This is a genomic window from Leptospira mayottensis 200901116, assembly GCF_000306675.2.
GTDB lineage: Bacteria > Spirochaetota > Leptospiria > Leptospirales > Leptospiraceae > Leptospira > Leptospira mayottensis.
The window spans coordinates 2,037,575-2,062,649 of sequence record NZ_CP024871.1 but is presented as its reverse complement, the minus strand read 5'-3'; the positions used below and the strand labels follow the sequence as shown (position 1 = coordinate 2,062,649).

20 protein-coding genes are annotated in these 25,075 nt (G+C 40.0%); 12 read left to right on the top strand and 8 right to left on the bottom strand.

Features of this window, described 5'->3' with window-relative positions:
* Positions 1 to 3: 3 nt before the first annotated feature.
* Genes LEP1GSC190_RS09220 through LEP1GSC190_RS09200 form a run of 5 tightly spaced genes read left to right on the top strand, consistent with a single transcriptional unit; the run spans position 4 to position 8,589 of the window.
* Positions 4 to 450, top strand: a complete 447-nt coding sequence (locus tag LEP1GSC190_RS09220) for a peptide chain release factor family protein (protein WP_002761267.1) — start codon at positions 4 to 6, stop codon at positions 448 to 450.
* 26 nt (positions 451 to 476) lie between these two features.
* Positions 477 to 2,306 (top strand): excinuclease ABC subunit UvrC, encoded by a 1,830-nt coding sequence (uvrC, locus tag LEP1GSC190_RS09215; protein ID WP_002761253.1) that lies wholly within the window; start codon positions 477 to 479, stop codon positions 2,304 to 2,306.
* 60 nt (positions 2,307 to 2,366) lie between these two features.
* A complete protein-coding gene (locus LEP1GSC190_RS09210) occupies positions 2,367 to 5,378 on the top strand; it encodes an LIC11755 family lipoprotein (protein WP_036047592.1) in 3,012 nt (1,003 codons plus the stop codon).
* On the top strand, positions 5,375 to 6,793 hold the full coding sequence (locus LEP1GSC190_RS09205; RefSeq protein WP_002761357.1) for an LA_2168 family protein: 1,419 nt from the start codon (positions 5,375 to 5,377) through the stop codon (positions 6,791 to 6,793). Before LEP1GSC190_RS09210 ends, LEP1GSC190_RS09205 begins: the two co-directional genes overlap by 4 nt.
* Positions 6,790 to 8,589 carry a phospholipase D-like domain-containing protein gene (locus LEP1GSC190_RS09200; protein ID WP_002761269.1) on the top strand — a complete coding sequence of 600 codons (1,800 nt, stop codon included), beginning with the start codon at positions 6,790 to 6,792 and terminating at the stop codon, positions 8,587 to 8,589. The genes LEP1GSC190_RS09205 and LEP1GSC190_RS09200 overlap by 4 nt, the downstream gene beginning before the upstream one ends.
* A gap of 53 nt (positions 8,590 to 8,642) precedes the next feature.
* On the opposite strand, the gene LEP1GSC190_RS09195 is transcribed toward LEP1GSC190_RS09200, so the two are convergent.
* Entirely contained in the window at positions 8,643 to 9,905 is a 1,263-nt protein-coding gene (locus tag LEP1GSC190_RS09195) for an O-antigen ligase family protein (protein ID WP_338034140.1), read from the bottom strand.
* Between LEP1GSC190_RS09195 and LEP1GSC190_RS20760 the strand changes: the two genes are divergently transcribed.
* Positions 9,805 to 10,011, top strand: a complete 207-nt coding sequence (locus LEP1GSC190_RS20760; protein ID WP_338034139.1) for a hypothetical protein — start codon at positions 9,805 to 9,807, stop codon at positions 10,009 to 10,011. The two genes, LEP1GSC190_RS09195 and LEP1GSC190_RS20760, sit on opposite strands and share 101 nt — an antisense overlap.
* Positions 10,012 to 10,070: 59 nt before the next feature.
* Entirely contained in the window at positions 10,071 to 11,381 is a 1,311-nt protein-coding gene (locus LEP1GSC190_RS09190) for a glycosyltransferase (protein ID WP_002745689.1), read from the top strand.
* A gap of 210 nt (positions 11,382 to 11,591) precedes the next feature.
* Here the strand turns inward: LEP1GSC190_RS09190 and LEP1GSC190_RS09185 are convergent, their stop codons facing one another.
* Together LEP1GSC190_RS09185 and LEP1GSC190_RS09180 are read right to left on the bottom strand one after the other, a co-directional pair.
* On the bottom strand, positions 11,592 to 12,653 hold the full coding sequence (locus tag LEP1GSC190_RS09185) for a glycosyltransferase family 9 protein (RefSeq protein ID WP_086004781.1): 1,062 nt from the start codon (positions 12,651 to 12,653) through the stop codon (positions 11,592 to 11,594).
* Positions 12,650 to 13,252 carry a DUF4254 domain-containing protein gene (locus tag LEP1GSC190_RS09180; RefSeq protein WP_002761251.1) on the bottom strand — a complete coding sequence of 201 codons (603 nt, stop codon included), beginning with the start codon at positions 13,250 to 13,252 and terminating at the stop codon, positions 12,650 to 12,652. Before LEP1GSC190_RS09180 ends, LEP1GSC190_RS09185 begins: the two co-directional genes overlap by 4 nt.
* A gap of 119 nt (positions 13,253 to 13,371) precedes the next feature.
* On the opposite strand from LEP1GSC190_RS09180, the gene LEP1GSC190_RS09175 reads away from it, so the two are divergent.
* Positions 13,372 to 15,144 (top strand): patatin-like phospholipase family protein, encoded by a 1,773-nt coding sequence (locus LEP1GSC190_RS09175; protein ID WP_002761325.1) that lies wholly within the window; start codon positions 13,372 to 13,374, stop codon positions 15,142 to 15,144.
* On the opposite strand, the gene LEP1GSC190_RS09170 is transcribed toward LEP1GSC190_RS09175, so the two are convergent.
* The 5 genes from LEP1GSC190_RS09170 to LEP1GSC190_RS09150 form a co-directional block, all read right to left on the bottom strand.
* On the bottom strand, positions 15,127 to 15,765 hold the full coding sequence (locus tag LEP1GSC190_RS09170; RefSeq protein ID WP_004279560.1) for a phosphorylase: 639 nt from the start codon (positions 15,763 to 15,765) through the stop codon (positions 15,127 to 15,129). The genes LEP1GSC190_RS09175 and LEP1GSC190_RS09170 overlap by 18 nt on opposite strands.
* A complete protein-coding gene (locus LEP1GSC190_RS09165; protein WP_004279651.1) occupies positions 15,755 to 17,692 on the bottom strand; it encodes a long-chain fatty acid--CoA ligase in 1,938 nt (645 codons plus the stop codon). Before LEP1GSC190_RS09165 ends, LEP1GSC190_RS09170 begins: the two co-directional genes overlap by 11 nt.
* 5 nt (positions 17,693 to 17,697) lie before the next feature.
* A complete protein-coding gene (argC, locus tag LEP1GSC190_RS09160; RefSeq protein WP_002761303.1) occupies positions 17,698 to 18,714 on the bottom strand; it encodes an N-acetyl-gamma-glutamyl-phosphate reductase in 1,017 nt (338 codons plus the stop codon).
* Between the two features lie 129 nt (positions 18,715 to 18,843).
* Positions 18,844 to 19,941: a recombinase RecA gene (gene recA, locus LEP1GSC190_RS09155; protein ID WP_036035240.1), complete on the bottom strand. Its 1,098-nt coding sequence runs from the start codon at positions 19,939 to 19,941 to the stop codon at positions 18,844 to 18,846.
* 222 nt (positions 19,942 to 20,163) lie between these two features.
* Positions 20,164 to 20,979, bottom strand: a complete 816-nt coding sequence (locus LEP1GSC190_RS09150) for a hypothetical protein (protein ID WP_002761277.1) — start codon at positions 20,977 to 20,979, stop codon at positions 20,164 to 20,166.
* Between the two features lie 501 nt (positions 20,980 to 21,480).
* On the opposite strand from LEP1GSC190_RS09150, the gene LEP1GSC190_RS09145 reads away from it, so the two are divergent.
* Genes LEP1GSC190_RS09145 through LEP1GSC190_RS09130 form a run of 4 tightly spaced genes read left to right on the top strand, consistent with a single transcriptional unit; the run spans position 21,481 to position 25,047 of the window.
* A complete protein-coding gene (locus LEP1GSC190_RS09145) occupies positions 21,481 to 21,870 on the top strand; it encodes an HIT family protein (RefSeq protein WP_004279539.1) in 390 nt (129 codons plus the stop codon).
* A gap of 32 nt (positions 21,871 to 21,902) precedes the next feature.
* Positions 21,903 to 22,280, top strand: a complete 378-nt coding sequence (locus LEP1GSC190_RS09140; RefSeq protein ID WP_002761244.1) for an LIC11742 family lipoprotein — start codon at positions 21,903 to 21,905, stop codon at positions 22,278 to 22,280.
* A 50-nt stretch (positions 22,281 to 22,330) separates the two neighbouring features.
* Positions 22,331 to 23,716, top strand: a complete 1,386-nt coding sequence (locus LEP1GSC190_RS09135) for a TldD/PmbA family protein (RefSeq protein WP_004279634.1) — start codon at positions 22,331 to 22,333, stop codon at positions 23,714 to 23,716.
* Positions 23,713 to 25,047 carry a TldD/PmbA family protein gene (locus tag LEP1GSC190_RS09130; RefSeq protein WP_002761249.1) on the top strand — a complete coding sequence of 445 codons (1,335 nt, stop codon included), beginning with the start codon at positions 23,713 to 23,715 and terminating at the stop codon, positions 25,045 to 25,047. Before LEP1GSC190_RS09135 ends, LEP1GSC190_RS09130 begins: the two co-directional genes overlap by 4 nt.
* The last annotated feature ends 28 nt before the right edge of the window (positions 25,048 to 25,075 follow it).

Sequence of the window (25,075 nt, the reverse complement as noted above, 5' to 3'; positions counted from 1 at the left end):
TTTATGGCTTCTCGTTTTCCCGTTTCGGTTGAAAAGGAATCTAAACTTTTGGAACTCATGGAGTCCCTGGAAGTAAAAGAAACCGAATTGGAGGAAAGTTTTACGAGGAGTGGGGGGAAGGGTGGACAAAATGTAAATAAGGTTTCCACTGCGGTTCATCTCAAGCATAAACCCACCGGAATCGAAGTCAAATGTTCTCTCTACAGAACCCAAGGTCTCAATCGTTATAAGGCAAGAACGATTCTCTGTGAAAAAATTCGGGAGTTAAATCGCAAAAATCAGGGCATCCTGAGTGATGATCTAAAGAAGTCGATTCGTAATAAACAAAAAGATAAAAAACGTAAGAAAGAAAAGTATTCCAGAAAGGATCAGAACTTTTCTTCCATTCTTTTGGAGCCGGATGAAAGTTTAGAAGTCGAATCTAAGGATTCCCATTACGGTGATACGTAAAAAATGAGTCCTAAAAAGAATCTTATATGCCTGAAATTTTAAATCATACTCTGATTCTGGAAAAAATCAAAAACTTAGGTGTTTCTCCGGGCTGTTATCTTTGGAAATCCAGAAAAGGAGAGGTTTTATACGTAGGTAAAGCTAAAAATTTGGACAAAAGAGTCCGCAATTATCTCAAAGAAAATCATCCCGATATAAAAACACGAGCGCTTCAAAAGGAAATCTTCGATCTTGATTGGATTGCAACCGGAACCGAAAAAGAGGCTCTGATTTTAGAGGCAACTCTCATCAAAAAACACAATCCTCGTTTTAATGTTCGCCTAAAAGACGATAAGAAATATCCGTACATCTGCGTTTCTCTTTCGGAGTCTTTTCCGATGGTTTATATCACAAGAAAACTCAAAGACAACGGAGACCGTTATTTCGGTCCTTATTCGGACGTAAAATCTACAAGAGAAACATTAGATATCATATTAAGAATTTTTCCAGTTCGTAAAACGAGACAGGTGCTTCCGTTGCCGAAACCCAGAAGACCCTGTTTAAACTTCGATATGGGGCGTTGTCTAGGCCCTTGCCAAGGAAATATTCTTGTAGAAGATTATAAAGTTATAATAGACCAAGTGATTCAGTTCTTAGAAGGTAAAAAAGAATCTCTCGTGGGGGATCTTAGTATCAAAATGAGTGCGTCGTCGGATCGGATGGATTTTGAAAAAGCAGCTCGTTATCGGGATATGCTCCAGCGAATTCAGAACTTCCGAGAGAAACAGACTGTGGTTAGTGCGGAAGGTGGGGACGAGGATGTGATCGGATTTGCCAGAAAGAAGGACGAAGGTCAGGTTATTCTTTTGGAAGTCCGAGGAGGAAGATTGGAAACCAAAAAATCTTTTCCGATTCAAGGAGTTTTGGATGCGAAAGATTCGGAAATTCTAGGAGCTTTTTTTAGAGACTATTATTTAAATGCGGTTCTGGTTCCACCTTTGATTTTTGTTCCTGCAGACATTCAGGAAGAAACAGCCGCGGTTATAGAAGTTCTTCAGGAAAAAACGGGATTCAGACCCAAACTCAAATTTCCTCGTGGTGGAGATAAACGTTCCCTTTTAAAAATTGCGGAGAAGAATGCGGAACTTGGATTGACCGAAAGACTACTTGCGACTCACTACAGGGATCAAACCGCTTCTTTGAAAGAAATCCAAGAGATGTTTTCTCTGGAACATCCTCCTCATATCATCGAATGCTATGATATCAGTCACTTTCAAGGTTCGGAGCCGGTTGCAAGTGGTGTAATGTTTGTGGAAGGAAAACCTTTCAAACAAGGATATAGAAAGTATAATATAAGAGGTTATAAGGGAATCAACGATCCAGGAATGATCCACGAAGTGATTTCGAGGCGTCTACAAAGAATTGCCAACGAGGAAAACGTCTTCCCGGATCTCATCGTGATCGACGGAGGACCGACCCAGTTGGCCAAGGCTTGCGAAGCCGCAGTGGAAGCAGGGGCGGAAAGAATTCCTATGGTCGGTCTTGCAAAGAAGAGGGAAGAGATCTATTTTCCAGGAGACAACGAACCTTTTATCTTTGATATGAATTCATCCGGAATGAAACTGCTTCGTCATCTTCGAGACGAGGCACATCGGTTCGGAGTTTCACATCATAGATCGCGTAGAAACAAAGAAACGATGCGTACTCTCATTCAAGATGTTCCGGATATCGGTTTCAAAAGAAGTAAACTCCTCCTCCGACACTTTTCGGGAGAAAAGAAAATTGAAGACGCAACCAAAGAGGAACTTCTTGCCGTTTCTGGAATCGGGGAAAATCTCGCCGAAAAAATTCTGAGACAACTTGGAAAAAAAGAATAAAAAATTCTAAAATTCAAAACGAGTCTATTGTTTTCAAAACCGTACCGGACGGAGGAAAACATGAAACTCAAATCCGTGTTTACAACGATTTTTCTTCTTTTCGGGCTCGACTCTTGTCGCGGAAAAGGGAACTCCGCTTTTCTTTTTCCAATTACAAATGCGGGAGAATTCAAACTTTTTTATGAACCGATAAACACCGTTGTTTCGGATATCCCGAAAGAAATCCTCGAAGAATGGAAGTATCCAGGTGTTAAAATTAAAACGGCTCCCGGAATTGTTTGTTTATTTAGCGGAACGGTTTCTGTATTCGGAATTTCGATTTGTTTTCCAGATCAAAATGGAGACATTGAATTAGAATTACAAAATATTCTAAAATTATGGAATACAAACTCGGATTCCAGGACGGAGGCGGAGTTTTTCGAATTTTCATCCAATGGACAGGCGAGTGTAAGGATCCAACAAGATCGAGATCTTCTTGAAGATATAAACGAAGATTGGTTGGTTCTTTCCGGTTCAAAGGAGCTGGATAGAATGCTCCAAAAGGAAAAATTTCCGGAATTAAATTGGGTCAGTGTTTTTTCTGAAAATCCGATTTTAAAACCGCATTCTACGAACGCGTTTGTCGGTTTTAGCGTTTTGGCTACAAAGGAAAAGATTCGGATCTTGTTTTCTTCCGAAGATTTTATTTCTTCTAGAAGTACGCTCGTTGTGGATATTCCGGGTGACGTTTCGATTCTCTCCGAGTTTCTTCTGGAAATTCAAAAACAAAATCTTCAAATTACGAGTTTATGCAAAACGGACCTTCCAGTTTTAAGCGAGATTTTCGGAGGAACGGAATCTCCCATCGGAAGATTTTTGGAATTCAACAATTCCCGGAAAGATCCGATTTGTTTTCAAGATCTGGAGTTGGAAACGAGTTCGGGAAAGTATTCACTTTTTGCCGGGCCGCAATTTTTGATTCCTGGGGAAGCAATTCTTAAAGTGGAAACGGGTAGTATTCTTCCCGGGGTCGAGTTTGCTTCTTTTCCTTGGTCGGATTTGAAGAAAAAGGGGGATTGGGTCTTAAAATCTAAGGATACGGAGAGTGTTTATAAAAATTCCGAAAAAACTTTTTTGGAGGGAGGAAAATATTATTCTTCTCATGAAAATTTCTATTCCATCTGTTCCAATTTTTTCCTCTCTAATGTCTTAGAAAGATTTTGTATGGATCCCGGCTTCGGAGTTTCGAAACAAAGTCGAGAATGGAATGATCCTCCTTTTTGTGATTCAAGTGCGTTTCAAATTGAAGAGGCGAATTTTACAGGATTGCATCTGGATGGAAAGGTGGATCAGAAGCAAAAGTTTATAGATTTAGAATATTCAGGAAATAGTATGTGTAATCCGAATTCCTTGTCTTTGGAAAGCGACGGAAGGGAGATTCCTGTTTGGCTGGAGTCGAGAGTTATACGACCGGGGGACATTCTCACATTAGGGAAATTGGATTTTTTGGAGAAAGATGTTTTTATTTCCTTGTCCGAGCTAAAAGATTTTGAATTCGGAAAATCCATTTTTTTAAAGGATCGAATCTCAAAAAAGAGCAGTATTCTCTCGAACGATTTTTCGGAAATCCCGGTTTTGACAAGAACGGACGGTTCCGTAGTTTCTCTTTTATGGAGGGAGAATGTTTGGATTCCACATCCTATATCTTCTTCGGATACCCTTTCAATTGAAATTCAAAACTCCCATTTCATGAGCCCGGGAAGAAAAACGAGTCTTACAGATTCTTATTGGAAAGCTTTTGCAGATGTCTCCGAAATTTCCTGGATGGGATCGTACGACGGAAACACATCCGTAAGTGCGGATCGTTTCATTGAGATCGATTCGGCTTTCCTAACGTCTAGGATTTTGGAAATTCTTTCGGGAAATAAAAGTTATCGGTTTATTTTACCTTTGAAGCCGGGAAAAAACGTGTTATCGATCGGCAAGTTGATCTGTTTTCCCGAAGTTGAAACTTGGATCGCTCCCGAATTAAGTTTAGGAAGTAAGGGAAAAATCAGACTTCTTTCCGTGAATGGAAATATAGAGAATGATTGGGTAAGTTGGGACTCTCTGGGGATCAATTCCACCTCCCAAAAGCTGAGGAAATCCGCGTCCAAAATCCGAACTTTGTCCGGCGCAAGCGTTTGGAAAAACAGCGCACTTTCAAACGTTTCTTCGAGGAAAACAAGTTGTATCGGAACGGAAGCAAGTCCGGAACTTGAAAATAGGAGTCTTCCATTTTTTCAAAAAGAATATTCGGAAACTCTAAATTCTATCTTAGATCCTTGGATCAGCTTTAATTTGGGCCTTAATAGTCCGAGTGACGGATCTATCCAGGTTTTTACGTTTCAATCCAACGGCTCTGTTAGATTATCGACGTCTCGATTCTTAAATTTATGGAGCGATCTTCGATCTGGAATTTTAGGATCCTTGAATATTCGAAAAGAGGTTCTTAACTATCTTGTACCTGTCGGAGGCGAAGAACTCGTCGGAATTCCTGGTTCTTCCGGGATTTTGATTTCGGCTGTATACCCGAATCCCACTGTATCTACGAATGAATGGTTGTCGATTTGCAATTGGGGTCTTGAGTCTGTGGACGTTCGCAGTTTGGAAATTCGGGATAGTTCCTCTTCCGATCGTCTGGTGGAATATTCCTTTCGTTTCGGAGTTAATCCTCCGCTTGGTTGGATAAATTATAATCCGACTTCATTCGGCTGGATTTTTGCGGATAGATTTTTAAATTCGGGAGAATGTGGTTACGTTCTTTCTCCCAATTTTAAGAGTGAATCTGTTCCCTTTCATTCCTCGACATTTCGAAAAGTTTTTACGATTGATAAGACGACTACGATCGGAAATGGAATCGGTAAAAACGAAGGTCTGGATCTTTTTCAGGAAATTCAAGGGAACCTTGTTCACATTCACAGCTACGGAAATCAATTTTCTCCATTTCCATTTTCCATCGATGCTGATACGGATGATTTGATCCTTCTCAAAGAAAGTCGTTCCGGCGACTCTTCCTCCGACTATGAAATCAAAAAGAAGGGGAATTTATGAAAAAGCTTTTCGTATATTCCTATTTTATAATATCTTTTCAGATTTCCGCGTCCGAGAAAAGTAAAGGTTGGACTCAGATTTCTTGGATGGGATGGGGATTGGCAGGAAATCAAAAGGCTTCCGATCTTTCTCAAGCGAAAGAGGATCGGATTTATAAGGAACTGCGGATCAATTCTTCTTTAATTCACGGTGGAATCGACCGAAGCCTGGAAATCTCTCGTGTAAATATAAAGTTACAGGCGGATCTAACCGCCTCTGGCGAGTCCCAACTAGCCTTCTTTGCGGGAAAAAATCTGTTTTTCGAATTTAGGAAAAAGAACGTTTCTCTCATCGTAGGTAGGATTCAAGAGGAGATGAAGGGATCTGCATTTACGGATTGGATAGATGGAACGGACGGGATTGTAATCAAAGCAAATTTTGGCGAATTGGGTCGTATTCGTTTCGATCTCTTTGATTTTTATTCCGGTTATTCCTTATTTGAAAAGAACGGACTTAGGAATACGATTCTAAATACAAAAAAGACTCAGTTTGATTCGGCCGGTGAGATTGAAATTAAGGATTCCATTTCAAACACATTCAAAAACCGTTATAGAGGAGGTGTGGGTTATCATTATGATTTGCCTTATTTGGAAACTGGGTTTCGTTTCCAATATTTCAATCTCCAAAATTGGGGAAGATATACGAATGATTTAATTTCGGAGACGGGAAACGTTTCCTCTGGCGATCGAGATTATCTTACACATTCCACGATAGAGCTGAATTTGAAATATTCTGGGTTTCATTGTTTTCTTTCCGGAATTTTGACGAGAGGGCAGGATAGAACCGGTTGGAATCGAATCCGACAAGCGAGTGCAATTCCAATTACGGGGGAGGCCGTTTTAATTTCCACCGGAGTCGCTTGGAATTTCTGGAAGTTTGATGTCTTCGGTTTTCTTCCCGATCGGGATAAAAGAAATGAGAACGGAGAAGTTTTGGAACTCGGTTTTATCGGAGTTGGCTCCTCGCCTTCTCCAGTGTTCAGCACGAATCAGAGTTTGGATTTTAAACCTTCCACTTGGATTACGGATCGAGGTTTAGAAAAACAATCCGGGATTCAAAGTGGAAAACTTCAATCCGCTTGGACAGGGCTCAATTTAGAATATCAAGAATCTCTTATCCGATTTCGTTTGTATATTGCTTCTTACTTTTTTCTTTCTGACACGAAAGGAAATGAAGGTGCACTTACGATGTCCAAGGACAGTTTTCGAAAGGATTTTCTCAGGGAGGCTTTGATTGAAACTCTGATTTATTTTCCTTCCGAAAATACGAAGTTTGATTTTTTGTACTTAAAAACTTCCTTGGGAGGTTCTTGGAGCGATCCGGAAAGTGCAAGAAAGGAAATATTCTTTCAAATCGTTTCAGGTGTCGTTTTATGAGAAAAATTTCGAACGCTTTCGTTTTAATTTTTCTTTATATCTGGTTTTTTCTTTTTTTGGCAACTTGTTCCAGTCGTCACGATTCAGATTTTTTTTGGCTGGAATGGGGAAGAACGCGTAATGTGGAAGCTCGTTTTTCGTATCCTGGACGTTACGTTCATACTTTTAAAAAGAGGAATGTACGGGATAAAATTTTACAATTGATCGAAAGCGCCGAGTTTGCGATCGATCTTTGGGTCTATTCTTTCGAAGATTCGGAAATTTTAGACACTTTGAAGAAAGCAAATGCAAGAGGAGTTAAGATTAGAATCGTGGCCGATCCGGAAAAGGAATATATGGACGAATTCAAAAGTCTCGGTATGTTTCGAAAATGGGAAAGATCAGGTTTACAACATTCTAAAATACTCATTGTAGATCGTAAAAAGATATTTCTGGGTTCCGGGAATTTCACTTGGTACGGTCTTGAGAATGATCTGAATGGTTACGTTTCTTTCGATCTATTTGATTCCGAAATAGAAGACTTTTATGCCTTTTTGGAGGAAGATTCAGGAATTACTTCGCTTAACATTCCGCCGTTCCAATTTTATATTTCTCCGGAAAAAGGAAGATCAATTCAAAATCTGGTCTTAAGGGAAGTTGATCGCGCGCAAAGAGACATTCGATATTTGATTTTCGATCATTTCGATTCCGTCCTGACATCTAGATTGACTTTGGCGGATCGTAGAGGGGTGAATGTCAAAGGTATTTACGATTCCCCCGTGGACGAAGAAGGCAAGTATCTCGCCGATGTATTTGAGAATCCCGGTTCCGAGATTGCGGGTGATGGAAATGAAGAGGTAATCGAATCGGGTTCCTTTGGTAAGGGCGGGCTTTTGCACCATAAAACGATGATCGTGGATGATAAGACTTTGATTTCCGGTTCGTATAATTTTTCGATCAGTGCCAGGGATAATAATCGAGAAATTCTTTTCAAAACCACTGACCCGTATTTGATCAATGCTTACCTAGAGGAGTGGGAACGAGTTCGCGTAAGTGCGATCGTTTATAGAGCAACTTCGTTTGGAACAGAAAATGGATCAAATGGTGTTTACTTCGGCTATTCCGAAAATTCAATTCCGATCGGAGTCGAACAAACCATTTGTAGAACCGATACAACCAAAGAAGAGTCTTTTTATTTAGAATCTGGAAAAACGTTTCTGATGTCAATTTTGGAATATAGTTTTCTTCCTACAGAATCTTGCAAAGAAGTTTCGGATTTTACGTCTTCCAGCAGCGGTTTTACTGGAAAAAGAACCAATCATCCGGTTAAGACAAAAAGTTTTAGGGAAAAAGGAATTCTACTGGCGAAACAGGGAAAGCCTTTTTTCGTATCGGTGGCGAACGATTTTCAAGCGGACTTCGAACATAAACCAGTATATTTATTTGTTCCTACGTTTTATTCCATTCAATCGGGGAGTTTGTTTTTTCCGCAAGACCTAATCGAATTTAAAAATCCAATTTCTATTTTCTTCTACCAAAAGGGCAACGGTCCGGTCACAATTCCTTGGAATACGTCGGGAAATACTTTTTACGTCGTTTCTCATTCGACTGAGGGAATGTTTTTTTTGGAATACGAATCTTCGTTTCTTGCTTTTTGTTTTCACGAATATTCAAAAAAAGGAATGGAGTATACGGAATTGATCCAGGAGATTCTTTCGTACCGAGAAGATGCTTTTTTGCCTGGTATAAGTTTTTCAGCGGAAAAGGTTTCAATCGACGCCAGAAAAAGATTTGGAACGTATTGTTATCGGTACTAACATATATTCATTTGAGATGATGGAAATCGAATGATAAAAGAATCGAGATTTGCTTAAATTGCAACAATTGAATCGGATTTTTCTTTGGATAATCTTAGAAAGAGTCCGCAGAGAATCCAAAATAAAATCACTACTTCATCGTCTTGAAAATAACACTGAAAAAGTCCGGAAAAGAAAAAACCAGATAAACCGAAAAAATACAAGGAATGTTCGTAGGGAAGTTTTGTAGTAATCAATCTGCGATATAACTCGGTTCCCAAGGAAAGAAAAAGAAAGATTCCCGGAAAACCGAAAACTGCAAAAAGATGAAAATAATCGTTATGGGCGTGTCCTCTCTGAGTCGTTTCGTAAAAATAGTAGAGTTCCCTATACCTCTCGGAGTGCTCTTTTCGTGATTTTTCGATTTCCCGATCGTAATTTCCTGGGCCAACTCCTGTGAAAAAGTTGTCCTTAATCAAAGGAAATGTGGAATCCCAGATAAAAGTTCTTCCAGAGTCTGTGTGTTTTTCTTTTCCAAAGAGAGGGTCTATAATTTTTTGGCCGGCTTGTGTAAACGAAAGTGCGATTCCTAAAACAAGTAGAAGTATGAGAGTTCCACTGGTGAAGAGCAAAATTTTTGCAGAGGGTAGTTCTTTACGAACGATTCCTAAAACAAGAAATGCGGTGATTGAGGAAAAAATCGCGCCTAACATAGAGGAACGGGCGTTGTTTAAAAAAACTACGTAAAGAAAAGTTAAGAGTATAATTCCTTGAATTCCGGCTCTTTTGAAATTCTGATCAAAAAAGGATCTCAAAAAAAGAAAAACGGGCACGGGAAAAAAAAACTGTAAAAGTCCCCCAAACGTTAGATGAGTGTTCATCAGACCGATTGGAAGGTAAAGAGACAATCCTCCAACATGACCCATGGGATGGGTGAACTTCCAGTTAGAAGATTCCCTATATAAGTCACTGACAAGTCGAGAGAGACGGATCGGAGAAAAACTAGAAACAAAGCCGGTTATGAGTAGAATCCAAAAGAGAGCGTTTAAGGATTTTAAGATTGCCGGAAATTCCTCCTTTTTTAGGTTCCAAGATAGAATTAATCCTATGAAAAGAAAAATGTCTTTGAGCTCTGCATTGAATGCGGTTTTAGAGTAAGTTCGAAAATTTTCCTCCCGGAAGGAATGAATGACAAAATCGCTTAGATACCAACCAAAAAATAAAATTCCAATGAGGATCACGGGTTCTTTCCAAAAACCAGAAGTTTTCGAAGAGAATAAAGATGTTAAGAATGCAAGAACTAAGAATCCTTGGCTAAGGGATACGGATAAACCGATTGTCACAATACTTGCACAAAATAAAAAAAGAGTGATTTTTCTAAGACGTTCGGGCATCTTCTCTAATCGATTGAAACCCAGGTTCTATAAAACCTGGGAATTGTAAATTCGATATTTTCTTTCAATTGTATTTGAAACATAAATCTGTGAATGAGGAGATCTTTGATGAGGGTTCTTTACTTTTCCGATACCTTCCTTCCTAAGGTAGACGGAGTTGCGATCTCCATGAAAAATTTCGCGGATCTTCTTGCAAAAAGAGGCCATACATTTACGATCTGCTGTCCGAAATATGGCGAGGAGGATTTCTATCACATAGGTGATTCTATACGAATTGAAAGATTCAGGAGCGGATATCTTCCGAGTTATCCTGATATTAAAGTTGTCCTTCCTTCTCCGACCAAAATCAAAAGAGTCATCAAAGAATTCGAACCTGACTTGGTTCATATTCACACTCCGGGCTTGTTAGGGCTTTATGGAATTAATGCGACTGAAAAATACGGAATCCCTACGATAGGAACTTATCATACATTGATGTCTGAGCAGGACATGTATCTCTCTTTTTACAGACTTCTCAAACTGGACAAACTCTTTTTGAAAGTGAGTAAATCCGACAAGAAATTGAAAATGAAGGATTTAAGTAAGATCGAAAAATTCGATAAATTCAACATTCGTAAAAAGGTCATTCTTAAAATTTCAAACAACATCTACGAACGTTGTGATCTTATCATTTCCCCATCTCATCTGATCGAAAAACAACTTCGTGAATTTGGATTAAAAACCAAAATTGCGGTCATATCGAATGGACTTGATCTTACGAGTTTTAAAGGAAGCATCAAACAATTAACTTCTGCTCCGAAACTTCTACATGTGGGGAGAATTTCCTATGAGAAGAATTGTGATGTGATATTGAATGCATTCAAGTTGATTCACGATGAAATTCCGGATTCCACTCTTACGATCATTGGGGATGGTCCGGCTCTTCCATCTTTGAAGGTTCAAGCTCAGAATTTAGGTGTGGGAGATGCTGTTACTTTTACCGGATTTATGAAGAGGGAACAGCTTCCGGAAGAATATCCGAAGTACGATTTGTTTCTGACCGCATCCACGATGGAAACCCAAGGGCTCGTGATTTTGGAATCCATTGCTTGTGGACTTCCCGCCGTTGGGGTGGATTCTTTTGCGATTCCGGAACTCATACACGACGGTAGAAACGGATATATCGCAAAACCTTTCGACATAAAAGGGATCGCTGAAAAAGCTGTGGCAATTTTGAAAGATCTTCCTCTTTACGAAAAGTTTTCGAAGGAATCCATTAAAATTTCCAAAGCACATGAAATGATGGCCTGTGTTGATAAAATGGAAGAGGTTTATCAAACGGTTGCGAGCGTTAAGAATAAGAAGAAAAGAAATACGTTGATCAATATGCTTTTTTCTCTCCCTGATCCGTTGGATCAGTTCTTAAGATATTTTGAATAGAACGACGTTTTTACATTGATTTTTTCGATTGAAATTGTTTCTCCAAATTGGTAGGGATAAAAATTTCTTACTATGTCCTTCTTCTAGCTGACTTCAAGTTCGATTGGTTTTAAAACAAATTCTGAATCATTCGGACTAATATTTAAGTCTGTCCTTAAAACTTTGGGATGTGGGAACTCCTATAAGAATAAGTTTTTATAGGGCTTTAAACTAAAACAGAGTGTTGATATTGTAAACCACCTGAATTCTTTTAATAACATCCTCTGGTTGAATCCATTCCATACAGGCGAAATCTTTGCGATAACAAGTGGTGTTTCCGTATATACTACAAGGTCTACAAGGTAAATTATCGATTTGTAATACTCCGGAATCTTCCTGGCCAAACGGAGCGAAGCCAGAATGCGGGTGGGTCGTTCCATAAATTCCGATCACCGGTCTTTTTAAAAGTGCGGCGATGTGTACGTTGGAAGAATCCATCCCGATCATAACGTCCATCCTTTCCATGATTCCGAGTTCGCCTCGAATCCCCAATTTACCGCCGGAAACGATTTTCAAAGATTCCTCGAAGCCGCGACTCCATTCCGAAAGAACTTTGGATTCTTCTTTAGAACCGAAGAGAAAAATTTTAACTTCCGGAAACTTTTCCAGAAGAAGTTGTAGTAGAGTTTTACTTTTTTCCCGGGGCCATTCTTTTAGAGCGTGTCCCGCAAATGGAGCGAAACCGATCCAAAGACTTTCCTTTTTTAGAATATTTTGGGATTCGAAAAACTCTTTTGCGAATATTTTGGATTCTGGATCCACGTTGATCCAAGGACCTTTTCTAACCGATGCCGGATAACCTGCGTTTTCAAAAACCTTGAGATAACGATCCACGGTATGAGGAAGCGGGGTGAGAATTTTTCTTTTTTGACGGATTTGTCTCTGCTTTTCTTTTCTTCCTTTCACGATTCGGAACACGCCAATTCCGCGAAAGTAAAAGAGAAGGCTAAGTAGTCTGGAACGAACGGAAGAATGAAGGTCAATCACTTTTTCGTAAGGACCGAGCTTATTGATTTCCTGAAAAAGTCGATAAAGTCCTACAATCCCCCGATATCGTTTTAGGTTAAAGCCGACTACGTTGACATTCGGAATATTATAAAAAAAAGGAGCGTAGTTTCCTCTAGTCACGATCGTAAGTTGGATATTTGTATATTTTGCCGCGATTGCTATGATTGCAGGAGCCATAAGGGCAACGTCGCCCATGGCTGAAAATCTCATGACCAATAAATTCATGATCTTTTAGAATAAAGAGAAGGGTTCAGATTTTGATCGTTGTACATCTTCATCTGACGATATACTTTATAGAATTTATTTCCATTTTTAAGATCTTCCAAAAGTTCATTCAGACATTGGGAGAGATCCATTCTTTGTTCTAGGAGCACGTCGAGCTTACGTTTGCAAGTGTAGATGTGATTTTCATCCGCGTCTTTTCTCTGAGTTTGTTCTTCCATATGATAGATTTTGAGTTCTAAAATACTCATCCGATCGATAAGCCAGGCTGGGGTTTCGGAATTCATCCTTGCTCCCGGTTTTTTAGGAACGTTTTGGAATTCGGAGGAAATACGATCGTCCAGAATTTCAACGAGATCGGTACGCTCTTGGTTTAGTTTGTCGATTTGTCTTTTGAAATTGACCAGCTCCTTGTCCGGTAGATCCGGCCTGCGGATTTCGTCTTCTACGTGCCATTGAATCGTATCGATTTGGTTTTTACTATAAAGGATTGACTCGATGCTGTTGGGCGGAAATGGATTTTGGGAAGCCGCTTCCTTTTTATGCCAGTCTAACACGGATTGTCGAAAAACGGATACAACAGAGTTCGCTTTCAAAGTCATTGTGCATAACATTGTGCGATGAGCCAGAAAATCAAGAGAAAAGCATTGAAAGAGGTGCGAGAGGTATTGAGAAATTCTTTACTTTCTCGTCTTATTAAAATAGAGTTCATCTGCGTTTTATGGCACGAAAAATTCATCCTGAAATTTTAAAGTTTCTTTCTGGAATATCTTTATTTCAAAAATTATCTCCGGCTGTTCTAACTCGTATTTATCAAAATATTGAGGAACGGAACGTATACAATCACGATGTGATTTACTATCGAGGGGATATTTCGGATAAGCTTTTTATAGTTCGACATGGCGAAGTGATGCTTACTTTCGGAGAATCCGGAAAGTCGGTCAAATATCTCGGTGAGGCGGAATTTTTTGCTGAGAATAGTCTTATGACCCGAACACAACACGCCGGTTCTGCGATTGCCGTGATGGACACTTTACTCTATGTTCTCGACGGACATTTTTTTCTCAAACTTGCAGAGAAAGAACCGATTCTTTCAAGCAATCTAATACGGTTGATGAGCAATCGATTCAGGGAGCATCTCGAACCGGAAAGTGCAATGACTTCTCTTCCCAGAAGGATGATTTGTCATGTCCCTCTGGAAGAGGTTCAAGGTTACAAGGAAAAATTGGACGCTATCGTAAAGATAGGAGGTTATTCCCATGAAGGAAAGATGACTCTGGTTCCAATGGAATCTTTCGAGAAGGTCAGTATTCAAGATGCAATTCGGAAGTTATCCCTACTAAGAAACCAGTTTCCGGTTATTCATTTGTATTTTCAACAGGCAGGTTTGAAACCGGAACTAGATAAACTTCTTTTACAAGCAGATCAAGTTGTTTTCTGGGAGGATAATCCGGAACGAAATCAAAAGAAAAAAACGGAAATCATCACTTACTTTCGTTCTCGAATCCGTAATTTTGCCGGAAGAACAATTCGTTACGTAGACTCGGTCAATTCGATACGTCCTGAAGATAGCGTAAAACACCAAAAAATTTTTCATAAAGAAGAAACATTTTCCAGATACCTCGTATCCAGGACGAGAGGCCTGGCTTTGGGAGGAGGGGGAGCGCGGGCGCTTGCACACGTCGGGCTTTTGAAAGTATTAGAAAAAGAGAATATAAAGGTGGACGTGGTTTCGGGAGCCTCGTTCGGAGCGGTGATCGCAGCCTTGTATGCGCGCGGCGAAAACACGGATACGATCTACAAAATGATCTATAAATTTTTCGGAGGATTGGATAAACCTTTCGATCCCACCGTTCCTCTCGTTTCCTTTTTTAAAGGTAAAAAAATGAATCGAATGTTGAAGGATGCATTCGGTTCTGCGCTCATCGAAGACCTAAAAATTCCTTTTGTAACCTCGGCGGTGGATCTTCATAGTGGAGAGGAATACGTGATGGACCGTGGACCGGTTTGGGAAGCTTTGGCGGCGGCGATGAGCCTTCCGGGAATGTTTCCTCCTATATTTCACGGTGATCATTTATTGGTGGACGGAGGCGTAATCAATAACGTTCCTGAAAATTTAATCCGACAAAGAGGTGCCGACATTATTTTGTCCGCTAACGTTTCCCCACTCAGAGACGAAGCCATCGTAAGACTTCTGGAAGACAGAAGGATCACGGGTAAGTCCTTTTTTAAAAACCTCTGGGAAGATTTAAAGTATCCTCCGATTCTTAAAATTATGGGAAGAGCGATCACTTTGGAAGGAAGAGAAATTACGAAACTTAGGAAGGACAAGATGGATCTATTCATCAATCTTCATATAGAGGAATTTTCCTTTTTCGATTTCAATAAGTTTGGGGAGATCATTCGAAAGGGAGAAGAAGAGGCGGAAAGTCACCTCGAAGAAATTTACGATCTCTTTTATCCGGGAAAAAGATTCTCAAAGAAGAAACGATAGAAGAAATTCCTGAAGTTTTGCAGATTCTTTTTTGTAGTTGGATTTCCATTCTTCGCTTCCAAGAGGTCCGACTGTGTTTGTAAGTGCAAAGAATGAATAGAAAGGAATTCGAAAGTCGTGACAAACTTTAGCGAGTCCGAAGCATTCCATGTTCTCAAATCCTATATCGTGTTCTCTTAGATATTCCAAAACTTTTCCGGAAACGTTTTCGATTGTGATCGAACCGCTTGCGTTCGTTTTTGAGATCAGAATTTCTTCCTTGGACGTAAATTCGAAAGGATAAGGGAACTCATACGAATCCGGAATGATTTCCGGGATTCGAATCCTTCGTTCGATTTTTCCCAACTCTTGATTTTCGATTTGAAACGAAAATCCGAATCGATCCTTCCAAAAACTCGGATGTAGCCAAGGATAAACTCCGGCAGAACCGATAAACAAAACCTGGGTAGGAAGAGTCAGATTTTTATTTTGATGTTCCAGCAGAAATTTTTGAAGGCGCAGCCCCGCTTCTAAATTTCCAACTCCGCAGAGAAGAATAGGATATTTTCCAGAAATTGAGATCTGATCCAATTCTTCGGCAATAGCGGAACAGATGAGCGTTTTTGAAGGTTCAATCCTCATCGTTTTCATACAAAGATTGAATCACGTCGTGATATAAAGCAAAAATGACGTTACGTTTGAGTTTCATTGTCTCAGTCATTTCTTTTCCTTTTTCAAATTCTTTTGGAAGGATATAAATATGGGCGATCTTTTCGAAAGATTTAAATCCGGCTTTTGTGGAGATTTTATCTTTTACAATGTTTTTAAAAAATGAACTTACTTCTTTGGAAGAATTCCATTCCGTTGGATCTTTTGGAAGTTTTTTTTCTTTCGATTGAAATTCCTCGTAGACACGGTCGAAAAAGGGAACGATTAAAACCCCGAGATTCTTTTTATCCTGTCCCACGACGATCACTTGGCTGATGAATTCTGACTCTGTGAGTTTTGCTTCGATCGGGGCTGGCTCTAAATTCTCCCCTCCGGAAAGGACGATCGTGTCTTTCGCTCTTCCGGCGAATTTTAATTCTCCGGTATGAGTCCAAGTAAGAATATCTCCGGAATCGAGCCATCCGTCTTGTAAGGCTTTGGCGGTTTTTTCGGGTTCCTTATAATAACCGACAGTTACGTGCGGCCCCTTATGCCAAGCGATCCCTTTTTCGCCGGGAGCCGTTACAATTCTACCATCTTCTCCTACAAGTTTGATCGCAGTCCCGGGTAACGGAGCGCCGATTGCTCCGTTTTTTGGAAGGGGAAATTCTCCGATTGCTCCGATTCCTGTCGTTTCCGTCATTCCGTAAGTTTCGATGATTGGGATTCCTGCACTTCGAAAGAAAAATTGAATATGCGGGGGCATAGCTCCTGCACCGCATAATGCGAAACGGATTCTTCCTCCGAATAAATCTTTTACCCTTTGTAAAATCTTGTAGGAAAGAATTTTAATCGGATAGAGAAAAAGAAGAAACGCGCTCGCTACAAAGCGATCAATCGTTTTTTGCCTTGGGTTTTCGATTTCGATGGTTGTATAGAAATCTCGAATTGTATCCTGAAGACTCGTTGTGATCTCCGCCATTCTTACTGCAACATGAAATAACTTTTGTTTGAGCGGGGGAGCCTTTCGAACCGTGTCGTGGATTCTTTTATAAAGTCCTTCCCAAAGTCTCGGAACTGAAACGAGTACGGTGGGCTTTACCTTTTGCATATCCGCAGGAATTGTAGGAATGGAAGAACATGCCATAGAAGCTCCCCAGGCTATAAGGGTTGTTTCTAAAAGTCTTTCGGCAATATGCCACGGCGGAAGAAAGATAATGGTTCTATCGTTACAAGAACACGGAACGAATTCTTGAAGTTGATGAATCCCCCAGGTAAAACTTCTGTGGTTCAACATCACACCTTTCGGTGCACCTGTCGTTCCAGAAGTATATATGATGGTCGCGAGATCTTTACCGATTAAAATTTCACCTCTTTGAGAGTAGAGTTTATCTCCTTTTTTAATTCGGGATCTCTCTCCTTCTAAAAGTGCATCTTCTAAAAAGAAAAATTTTACACCGGGAAGTGCAGTGCGAGCGTTTTCCAGATCCTTCCATTTTGTGTGGGGATCTATGAGAAGAATCGTTTTTACATTTGCGAGACTAGATTTATCTTCCAGTAACTTTTTTAGTATTTTCTCATTCTCTAAAAAGAGGAGTTTGGCTTCGGAATGTTCTAAAATATATTTCAGATCGTCTAACGTGGCGTCGCAACCACGAGGGACATCCACACATCCGATCGTGACCAAGGAGAGGGAACAAAGAGACCATTCGTATCTATTATCGCAAATGAGTCCCGCTGTGTTTCCTTTTTGCATTCCAAGATCGATCAGGAACACAGAAAGATTCTTGAGATTCTCATACCAGTCTTGATAAGAGATTCCGCGAAAGTCGCCGTCTTCTTGCCGAACCCAATACATAGGACGATCCGCATAAACGGAAGCTACGTCCCTGAGTAGATGGTAAAGACTTACTTTTTCCATAAAAATCAGGGGAATAATCCCAAAATCTCCTTTGTTCCGGTCATGAGATTGATGTTTTGTAGGGCTTGTCCTGCGGCACCTTTTACGAGGTTGTCCAAAGCGGAAACAACAACTAATGTATTTCCTCTTTTTCTTACCGAAATATCCAAAAAGTTCGTATGTTGAACTCTTTTCAGTTCGATCTCTTCCGGAGTTTTTAAGATTCTAAGGAAAGGTTCGTTTTTACAAGAGTTTTGTAGAACGGAAATCGGGTCAGCAGAAGGTTCGGTATCAAACTCTAATACAATCGTCGAAAGAATTCCTCTATAAACCGGTAATAAATGGGGAGTGAAAACGACTTCCGGTTCGGGAAGTTTCGAATGAGCGTAAACGTATTCTTTAATTTCTGGTTCGTGTTGATGGGAAAGAATCTTATAAGCTCGAAAGTTTTCGTACACTCCTGTATAAGAGTAACCTGCGTCTTCGGTTCTTCCACCTGCGCCGGAGACCCCTGATTTGGAATCGGCTATGATCCGAGGTCTTAGATTTTTTCTGAGCTCGTTTAATAAAAATACCGGAAGAATTACGGAAGTGGAAAAACAACCCGGGTTGGAAACAAAATCTGCGTTTTTCAATTTGTCCCTAAAAATCTCAGGAATTCCGAAAACAGCCTTATCCACATAGGAGAATTGAGTATGTTTTAATTGATAAGCTTTTTCAAATATTTCTTGATTGTGAAGTCTATAAACTCCGGAAAGGTCGATTACTTTGTGGCCGAAGTCCAAAAATTTAGGAGCCGACTCGATTGATACATTGTTAGGCACAGCTAGAACGACTAATGATTTTTTGGGAACTGTGGCCTCATGTTTGCGGAAGGTAAGATTTTTGGGAAAAGGAATTTCGGGAAAAACTTCGGCAAGTGTTTTGCCTGCAAGTTTATCACTCGTGATATGAACGACTTCGTGTTCCTTTTGGCGGGAAAGAAGCAAAAGTAGCTCCTTTCCGGTTAAACCGCCTGCTCCTAAAATGCTAATCTCTGCCATGATCTTTGTTGTCTTTTTTTACCCTCTTATAGAAAGATTTTAATTTCTGGAAAATACTGTAATTAAAAAAAAACGCCGAACGATTTCTCATCCGGCGGTCAAGGGTTCCTAAAAAGAAAGCCATTTATTTTAGCCAACTGCCTGTTCTAATTTTTCCTCTTTGCGTGGCTTTTTGTTTTCCTGAGCCTGTAAAGGCAGACTATTTAAATCTCTGATCATATTTTCAATGGTTAAAGCAATTTCAGGATTGTTTTTCAGGTATTCCTTGGCGGCTTCTTTTCCTTGTCCGATTTTTTCTGTGTTATAGGAATACCAAGCCCCAGCTTTGTGAATGATATCATGCTTTACACCAAGGTCAACCAGAGAACCCTCTCTACTGATGCCCGCGTTGAAGATTATATCAAATTCCGCCTGTTTAAATGGAGGGGCACACTTATTTTTGACTACTTTGACCCGGACTCTGTTCCCGACGGATTCTTCTTTTTCCTTGATCGTTTCGATTTTTCGAATATCCAAACGAATCGAACAATAAAATTTCAGAGCGTTTCCGCCTGTGGTCGTTTCCGGAGAACCGAACATGACTCCTATTTTCATCCGAATTTGGTTAATAAATATGACCACGGTTTTAGATTTCGCGATCGTTCCTGTGAGTTTTCTAAGAGCCTGGGACATGAGTCTTGCCTGTAAGCCCATGTGCGAATCTCCCATATCCCCTTCAATTTCGGCTTTCGGGACAAGCGCTGCTACGGAGTCGATTACAATCAAATCGATTGCATTGCTTCGCACTAAGGATTCGCAGATTTCCAGGGCTTCTTCTCCATTATCCGGTTGAGAAACCAAAAGCTCATCGATATTGACTCCGAGTTTTTTTGCGTAGGAGGGATCCAGCGCATGTTCCGCATCGATGAACGCTGCAACCCCGCCTCTCTTTTGAGCTTCCGCAATTGCTGAAAGAGTAATAGTCGTTTTTCCGGAAGATTCAGGTCCGTAGATTTCCACAATTCTTCCAATTGGATAACCTCCGATTCCAAGCGCGATGTCCAAATCCAAAGAACCGGAAGGAATTACCTGAACGGTTTGTTTGGAAGTATCCGAACCCAATTTCATAATTGCACCTTTTCCAAATTGTTTTTCAATTTGGTTCATCGCTTGTTCGATCGCTAACTTTTTGGAATCGTCTACATTTTGAGCTTCTTCTTTACTTTTCTTCATAATACCTTCTCCCATGTTTTTTGCCTCCTCCCTTAATACGGTTTTTAGAGGAAACAAACCGTCAAAACAACGGTTATCTTTTTTAAGTATGGCTTCTGATCCGGACAAAAAGATGTCCTTTGGGTTCAAAAAACGAGCTTGTTTCGATTTTTTTCACAAGCTCAGGTTTATGTCACCCGGTTTTCTGAAAGCTAATGTAAAATATATATAATTATTTGTATAGCAAAAATTTGAGTATTATTGAGAAAGAATCGATTTTTTTTCCTGGTCCAAGTTTTTTTTGGTTTGGATTGCTTTTCTGAGTGTTTCCCTATTGCGAATCCAAAAATTTCGAAAGAAAAAAATAGTAAGGATGAAAGCAGAGACCAAAAGAAGAAAATTGATTCCAAGACGAATCCAAAAGGAAATTCCCGACTGGGAGGGAAAGAAAAATAACGTGCCGTCAACCAATCGAATCTTCTCACAACCCTGACAATTTGTATTTCGAGTTTTGAAGAAGGAGTTTAATTCTCCTAAAGATTTTTCAGTTTTGATTTTCCATTCGGAAGATTCTTGAGAATAGAGAAGAGTTTCATCTTCCGAGAAATAATAAAATGCACATGTTAAACCGGTTTTTAGGAATTCCACAGATGTAATTCCAGTTTGTCTTCCGAGATAAAAATCAACGTAATAGTCTTTAATCGTAAAACTACGAATTTGGGAAAGATTTGGAAATTCTGCTCCGTAAGAAACCTGATAAAACAGAGTGGACTTTTGATTTCTAATTCGTATCCCGCCTAGATTCGGGATTTTTTTGAATTCGGTTTTGAGCTTTTCCTTAGTAGGGAAAGAAGGATTTTTCAATTGAATAGAAAGAACTTTTTTTAAATATGTTTCTAGCCTAGATTCTTCCTCTTTTTTCCAAACTGGAATCCATTCAATGAGCCAAGATTTTTCCACGGCTGCCGGATCTCCTAACAGCGCTGTGATTCCGTTTTTGATACGAAACGTTTCTGCGACTACTGATTGGTTCCAAAATAACAGGAAAGTGAATGCAAAAAAAAAACGTCTCATAGGAACCTCTGAATGATATTATAATACATTCAATTCTTGTCTAAAATTTGGGAATTCAATGTTTATCCTAAAACTTAAAGAACTGAAATGAAGATGAATCAATGATCGCAGTAAAATCGATTTGTGTGAGTTTATTTTTCTGAGATTTAAGGTTTCATTTCAAGTACTTTTCAATCAGTTGGTTTGTGGGAAGAATGAAAAGGAAAATTTGTTGCTTCTATGAATATATGAGCTTAAGCTGTTCTGATCTTTTTTATACCCAATACGATTTGGTACTTCCGTAGTTCGTTAAAACTGGTAACTGAAGGCCGATGTACTTTTGTCTTTTAAATTTTGTTTATTGTGTATTTCCTTTTTTTAGCTCAAAAAAGTCATATGTTTCAAGTCTTTCTCTACTAAAGATACCTTGCATCTAACATTTGCCTGGTGGCTTATACGCTAAAATCTATCTATCGATCATTTTCTCCTATACAAGAGGAGAATCTTGGAAATTATTATAGAATGTCCGAATGCCCGCTTTGTAAGTTTTATCGGTCCGACGATCTTTCGGAAGTTCTTATGAGATTCGGAGAATTTTCGGTGCGTCACTGCGAGGAAGAAAAAAAACTCAACGGCTATCTTTATATAGAGCCCCATTCTCATTGGACTTCATATCAGGAGTGGACTAAGGATTCTTTTTCCGATTTCGGAAAAGCCTTAGAGTTTGCGACAAAATGGATCTATAAAAACCATTCTCCGATTAAAATTTATACTGTGACGGTTTCAGAGATGGTTCCTCATATGCACTTTCATTTGATTCCAAGGTATTCTGACGATTTAAAAGGAATTGATTATATACGACTTGCATTGCAGGGGAAATTACCGGAACAAAATTATATTCGAAATTTATAATGGATTTCATTTCAAGGATTTGAGGAAAGTATATGAACGTTTTGAAATATAAAAGTATTTTACTTTTGTTTTCCGTTTCCTTTTTATTGGGTGGTTGTATCTATAGAGATATACGTGTTCCAGGGCTAAGCACCAACTTCACTCAATACGTTTTAAACTCGGACGATTTTCAAATTTTAGGAACCGTAGAAACCGAAGGAATTTATACTTCCTGGTTCATGTTCTGGGTGACGGGTGAAACTGGTTACAGAGAATTGTTGGATAAGTCCAAGGCACTCGGAGGGGATGAAATCATCAATTATCGTTTTGAAGTGGAAGAAACGAGTATTCTTCTGGTCGTCTGGAATCGAATCAAGTGGAAAGCAACCGCACATGCGATCAGATACAGAGAAAAAATCAAAAAGCCTTGATCAAAAAAGAACTACGGACTCCAAATTTCTTAGGAGTCTAAAAGGATAGGATGCAGACAAACAAAGCCCAACTCATCTTGGAAGCTGGACTTTCCAGGAAAGCCGATTTCGTAGAAATATTCGAGGAAGAGACAAGATCTTCTTCCGTAAGTTTAAGAGATCAAAAAATAGAACAAAGTTTTGCGGGAATCGATTACGGAATCGGAATCCGACTTATCTATGGAACCGACGTTCTCTACGCACATACCAACAACGAAGACTCGGAACATTTGATTTCTCTCATAGATCTTTTAGCGGATTCCAGAGGAACCGCAAGAGAAAAAAGACAAACGCTCGTATTGAAAGGTAATTTAAAATCCCCTTCGTTTCCGGCAAACGTAAGGGATCCTCGCAAAGTTTCTCCTCATGAAAAATTAGAAATTTTATTTCGTGCGGACCAAAACGCTCGGAGCATTTCTTCGAATATAGTTCAAGTCAGCGTTTCCGCGTTTGATTCCGTTTCCAGAATCGGAATCTACAATTCCGAAGGATTGTTTCTTGAAGATTTGAGGGTAAGAAGTCGCTTTAGCATCAACGTCGCCGCGGAAAAAGAAGGAGAAAGATTCGTTGCTTCCGAAAATCCAGGAGCTAAAAAGGGTTTTGAATTTTTCAATGAACTTCCCGTAGAACAACTTTCCAAAACTGCGGCTGAAAGAGCTCTTTTGATGTTGTCTGCTGGATACATTCAAGGAAAGAAAATGCCTGTTGTGATGGGGAACGGTTTTGGTGGAGTCATTTTTCACGAGGCCTGCGGACATCCGTTGGAAACAGAAGCGATCCGTAAAAAATCCTCTCCTTTTGTGGATAAGCTCGGGGAAAAAATTGCGCAGTCCTGTTTGACCGCTATTGATGACGGAACGATTCCTGATTCTTGGGGAAGTATCTCTGTGGATGACGAAGGCTCGGCTCCTCAGAAAACCGTTTTGATAGAGAACGGAATTTTAAAAAGTTATCTCGCTGATCGAATCGGAGCGGAAGAAGTAGGAGTTCCCAAAACCGGAAGCGCTCGAAGAGAAAGTTACATGTATGCTCCCGTTTCTAGAATGAGAAACACATACATCGCTGCAGGAAAGGACTCCTTTGATTCCATGTTGTCCGGAATCGAATATGGACTTTTTGCTAAAAAGATGGGAGGCGGTTCGGTCAATCCGTCTACGGGAGAATTTAATTTTTCCGTGGAAGAAGGATACGTTATCCGAAACGGAAAGATCGCAGAACCGGTTAGAGGCGCAACGCTTATCGGCAAAGGAGACGAGATCCTCCCTAAGATCAGTATGGTAGGCAACGACTTGGAACTCGCGGCTGGAATGTGCGGTGCGGCTTCGGGATCGGTTCCGGTCACAGTGGGACAACCTTCCTTGAAAGTGGACGAGATTCTCGTGGGAGGTCGTTCATGAATTTGGATAGTTCCGTTGAATATGTGTTAGACGTTTGTAAAAAGAAAAAGTTGGATCAATACGATCTCGTTGGCTCCGAGTCCAAAGAGGTGGGAATCGAACTTTTTCGAAAAAGAGTGAGTAATACCGAACTTTCCAATTCCAGAGGGATTGGAATCCGTCTCATCCAATCGGGAAAACCGGGTTATTCTTACAGTGAAAAATTATCCGAAGAAGCGTTGTTTCAGATGGTGGAAGATGCACTTGCGCAGGCTAAAATTTCGGATCCGCTTGATATTGACCTTCCTGGACCGTCTGATCTTCCCAAAATCAACATCCGTTCTTACGAGGAATCTTTAGAATCTCTCGGTTTTGAATGGTTGAAATCCACAGGTGAGAAGTTGGATGATCTTGCTTGGTCGGTCGGGGGTAAAATCGAGAATGTTCCATATTCTTACGCAGGTAAAACTTGGAGCCGATTCATATTAGCAAATTCGAATGGACTTTATCATGGTGAAAAATCGAACCTTATTTCGGCGGGAGTTGCGTTGGTCGCAACCGACGGAAAAACCAAAAAAATGGGGGGCTATACACGTTCTGGTTTGGATTTAGATTGTATTAGCCCTGAGTTGATCGTGTCCACGGCGGCGGAACGTTCTTTGGCTCTTTTGGGAGCAAAACCTGTAAAAAGTGGTTTGTACAATATCGTTCTTTCTAATCGAATCAGTCCTCAGATTTTTGGAATGTTTTCTTCTCCGTTTTCTGCGGATAGTGTACAAAAAGGTTTGTCTAGACTGGAAGGCAAAATCGGTTCACAAATCGCATCACAAAATTGGAACTTGTTTTGCGATCCGCACATTTCGGATTATCCAGGTTCGAGACTTCTTGATGCGGAGGGGGTTTTAACGAGTAAAAAGGCAGTGATCGAAAATGGAATTCTGCAAACTTATCTCTATAATCTAGAATCTGCTAAAAAGGAGGGAGTCGTTCCCACCGGAAATGCGGTTCGTTCGTATGGTGGTAGGGTCGGCACTTCGTTTAATAATTACGTTGTACCCAAGGGAGATAAAACTCTCGAAGAATTATTGGGTAGTTTTCCGGAATGTATTTACGTTTTAAAACTCGAAGGAGGTTCAGGATGTAGCGCGGTTTCCGGAGAAATCTCGATCGGTGTACAAGGGATCTATTATAAAAATGGAATCCCCGTTCATCCGGTGGATAGCATAACGATGAATCTGAATTTTTTTGATCTTCTTTTTAGAATCGAGGGAATCTCGAACGAGTACAATGATTCCTATTCTTCTATCAAGGTTCCGGATATTCTCATTAGGGAAGCAAGCATCGCGGGTTGAGTTAGAGTTTTCGCTTGATTGTCTTTTT

What these genes read in the sequence shown, in the direction of transcription:
- LEP1GSC190_RS09220 (WP_002761267.1), top strand. Translation starts at nt 4, where the DNA reads ATGGCTTCTCGTTTTCCCGTTTCGGTTGAAAAGGAATCTAAACTTTTG.
- uvrC (WP_002761253.1), top strand. Translation starts at nt 477, where the DNA reads ATGCCTGAAATTTTAAATCATACTCTGATTCTGGAAAAAATCAAAAAC.
- LEP1GSC190_RS09210 (WP_036047592.1), top strand. Translation starts at nt 2,367, where the DNA reads ATGAAACTCAAATCCGTGTTTACAACGATTTTTCTTCTTTTCGGGCTC.
- LEP1GSC190_RS09205 (WP_002761357.1), top strand. Translation starts at nt 5,375, where the DNA reads ATGAAAAAGCTTTTCGTATATTCCTATTTTATAATATCTTTTCAGATT.
- LEP1GSC190_RS09200 (WP_002761269.1), top strand. Translation starts at nt 6,790, where the DNA reads ATGAGAAAAATTTCGAACGCTTTCGTTTTAATTTTTCTTTATATCTGG.
- LEP1GSC190_RS09190 (WP_002745689.1), top strand. Translation starts at nt 10,071, where the DNA reads ATGAGGGTTCTTTACTTTTCCGATACCTTCCTTCCTAAGGTAGACGGA.
- LEP1GSC190_RS09185 (WP_086004781.1), bottom strand. Translation starts at nt 12,653, where the DNA reads ATGAATTTATTGGTCATGAGATTTTCAGCCATGGGCGACGTTGCCCTT.
- LEP1GSC190_RS09180 (WP_002761251.1), bottom strand. Translation starts at nt 13,252, where the DNA reads ATGACTTTGAAAGCGAACTCTGTTGTATCCGTTTTTCGACAATCCGTG.
- LEP1GSC190_RS09175 (WP_002761325.1), top strand. Translation starts at nt 13,372, where the DNA reads ATGGCACGAAAAATTCATCCTGAAATTTTAAAGTTTCTTTCTGGAATA.
- LEP1GSC190_RS09170 (WP_004279560.1), bottom strand. Translation starts at nt 15,765, where the DNA reads ATGAGGATTGAACCTTCAAAAACGCTCATCTGTTCCGCTATTGCCGAA.
- LEP1GSC190_RS09165 (WP_004279651.1), bottom strand. Translation starts at nt 17,692, where the DNA reads ATGGAAAAAGTAAGTCTTTACCATCTACTCAGGGACGTAGCTTCCGTT.
- argC (WP_002761303.1), bottom strand. Translation starts at nt 18,714, where the DNA reads ATGGCAGAGATTAGCATTTTAGGAGCAGGCGGTTTAACCGGAAAGGAG.
- recA (WP_036035240.1), bottom strand. Translation starts at nt 19,941, where the DNA reads ATGGGAGAAGGTATTATGAAGAAAAGTAAAGAAGAAGCTCAAAATGTA.
- LEP1GSC190_RS09150 (WP_002761277.1), bottom strand. Translation starts at nt 20,979, where the DNA reads ATGAGACGTTTTTTTTTTGCATTCACTTTCCTGTTATTTTGGAACCAA.
- LEP1GSC190_RS09145 (WP_004279539.1), top strand. Translation starts at nt 21,481, where the DNA reads ATGTCCGAATGCCCGCTTTGTAAGTTTTATCGGTCCGACGATCTTTCG.
- LEP1GSC190_RS09140 (WP_002761244.1), top strand. Translation starts at nt 21,903, where the DNA reads ATGAACGTTTTGAAATATAAAAGTATTTTACTTTTGTTTTCCGTTTCC.
- LEP1GSC190_RS09135 (WP_004279634.1), top strand. Translation starts at nt 22,331, where the DNA reads ATGCAGACAAACAAAGCCCAACTCATCTTGGAAGCTGGACTTTCCAGG.
- LEP1GSC190_RS09130 (WP_002761249.1), top strand. Translation starts at nt 23,713, where the DNA reads ATGAATTTGGATAGTTCCGTTGAATATGTGTTAGACGTTTGTAAAAAG.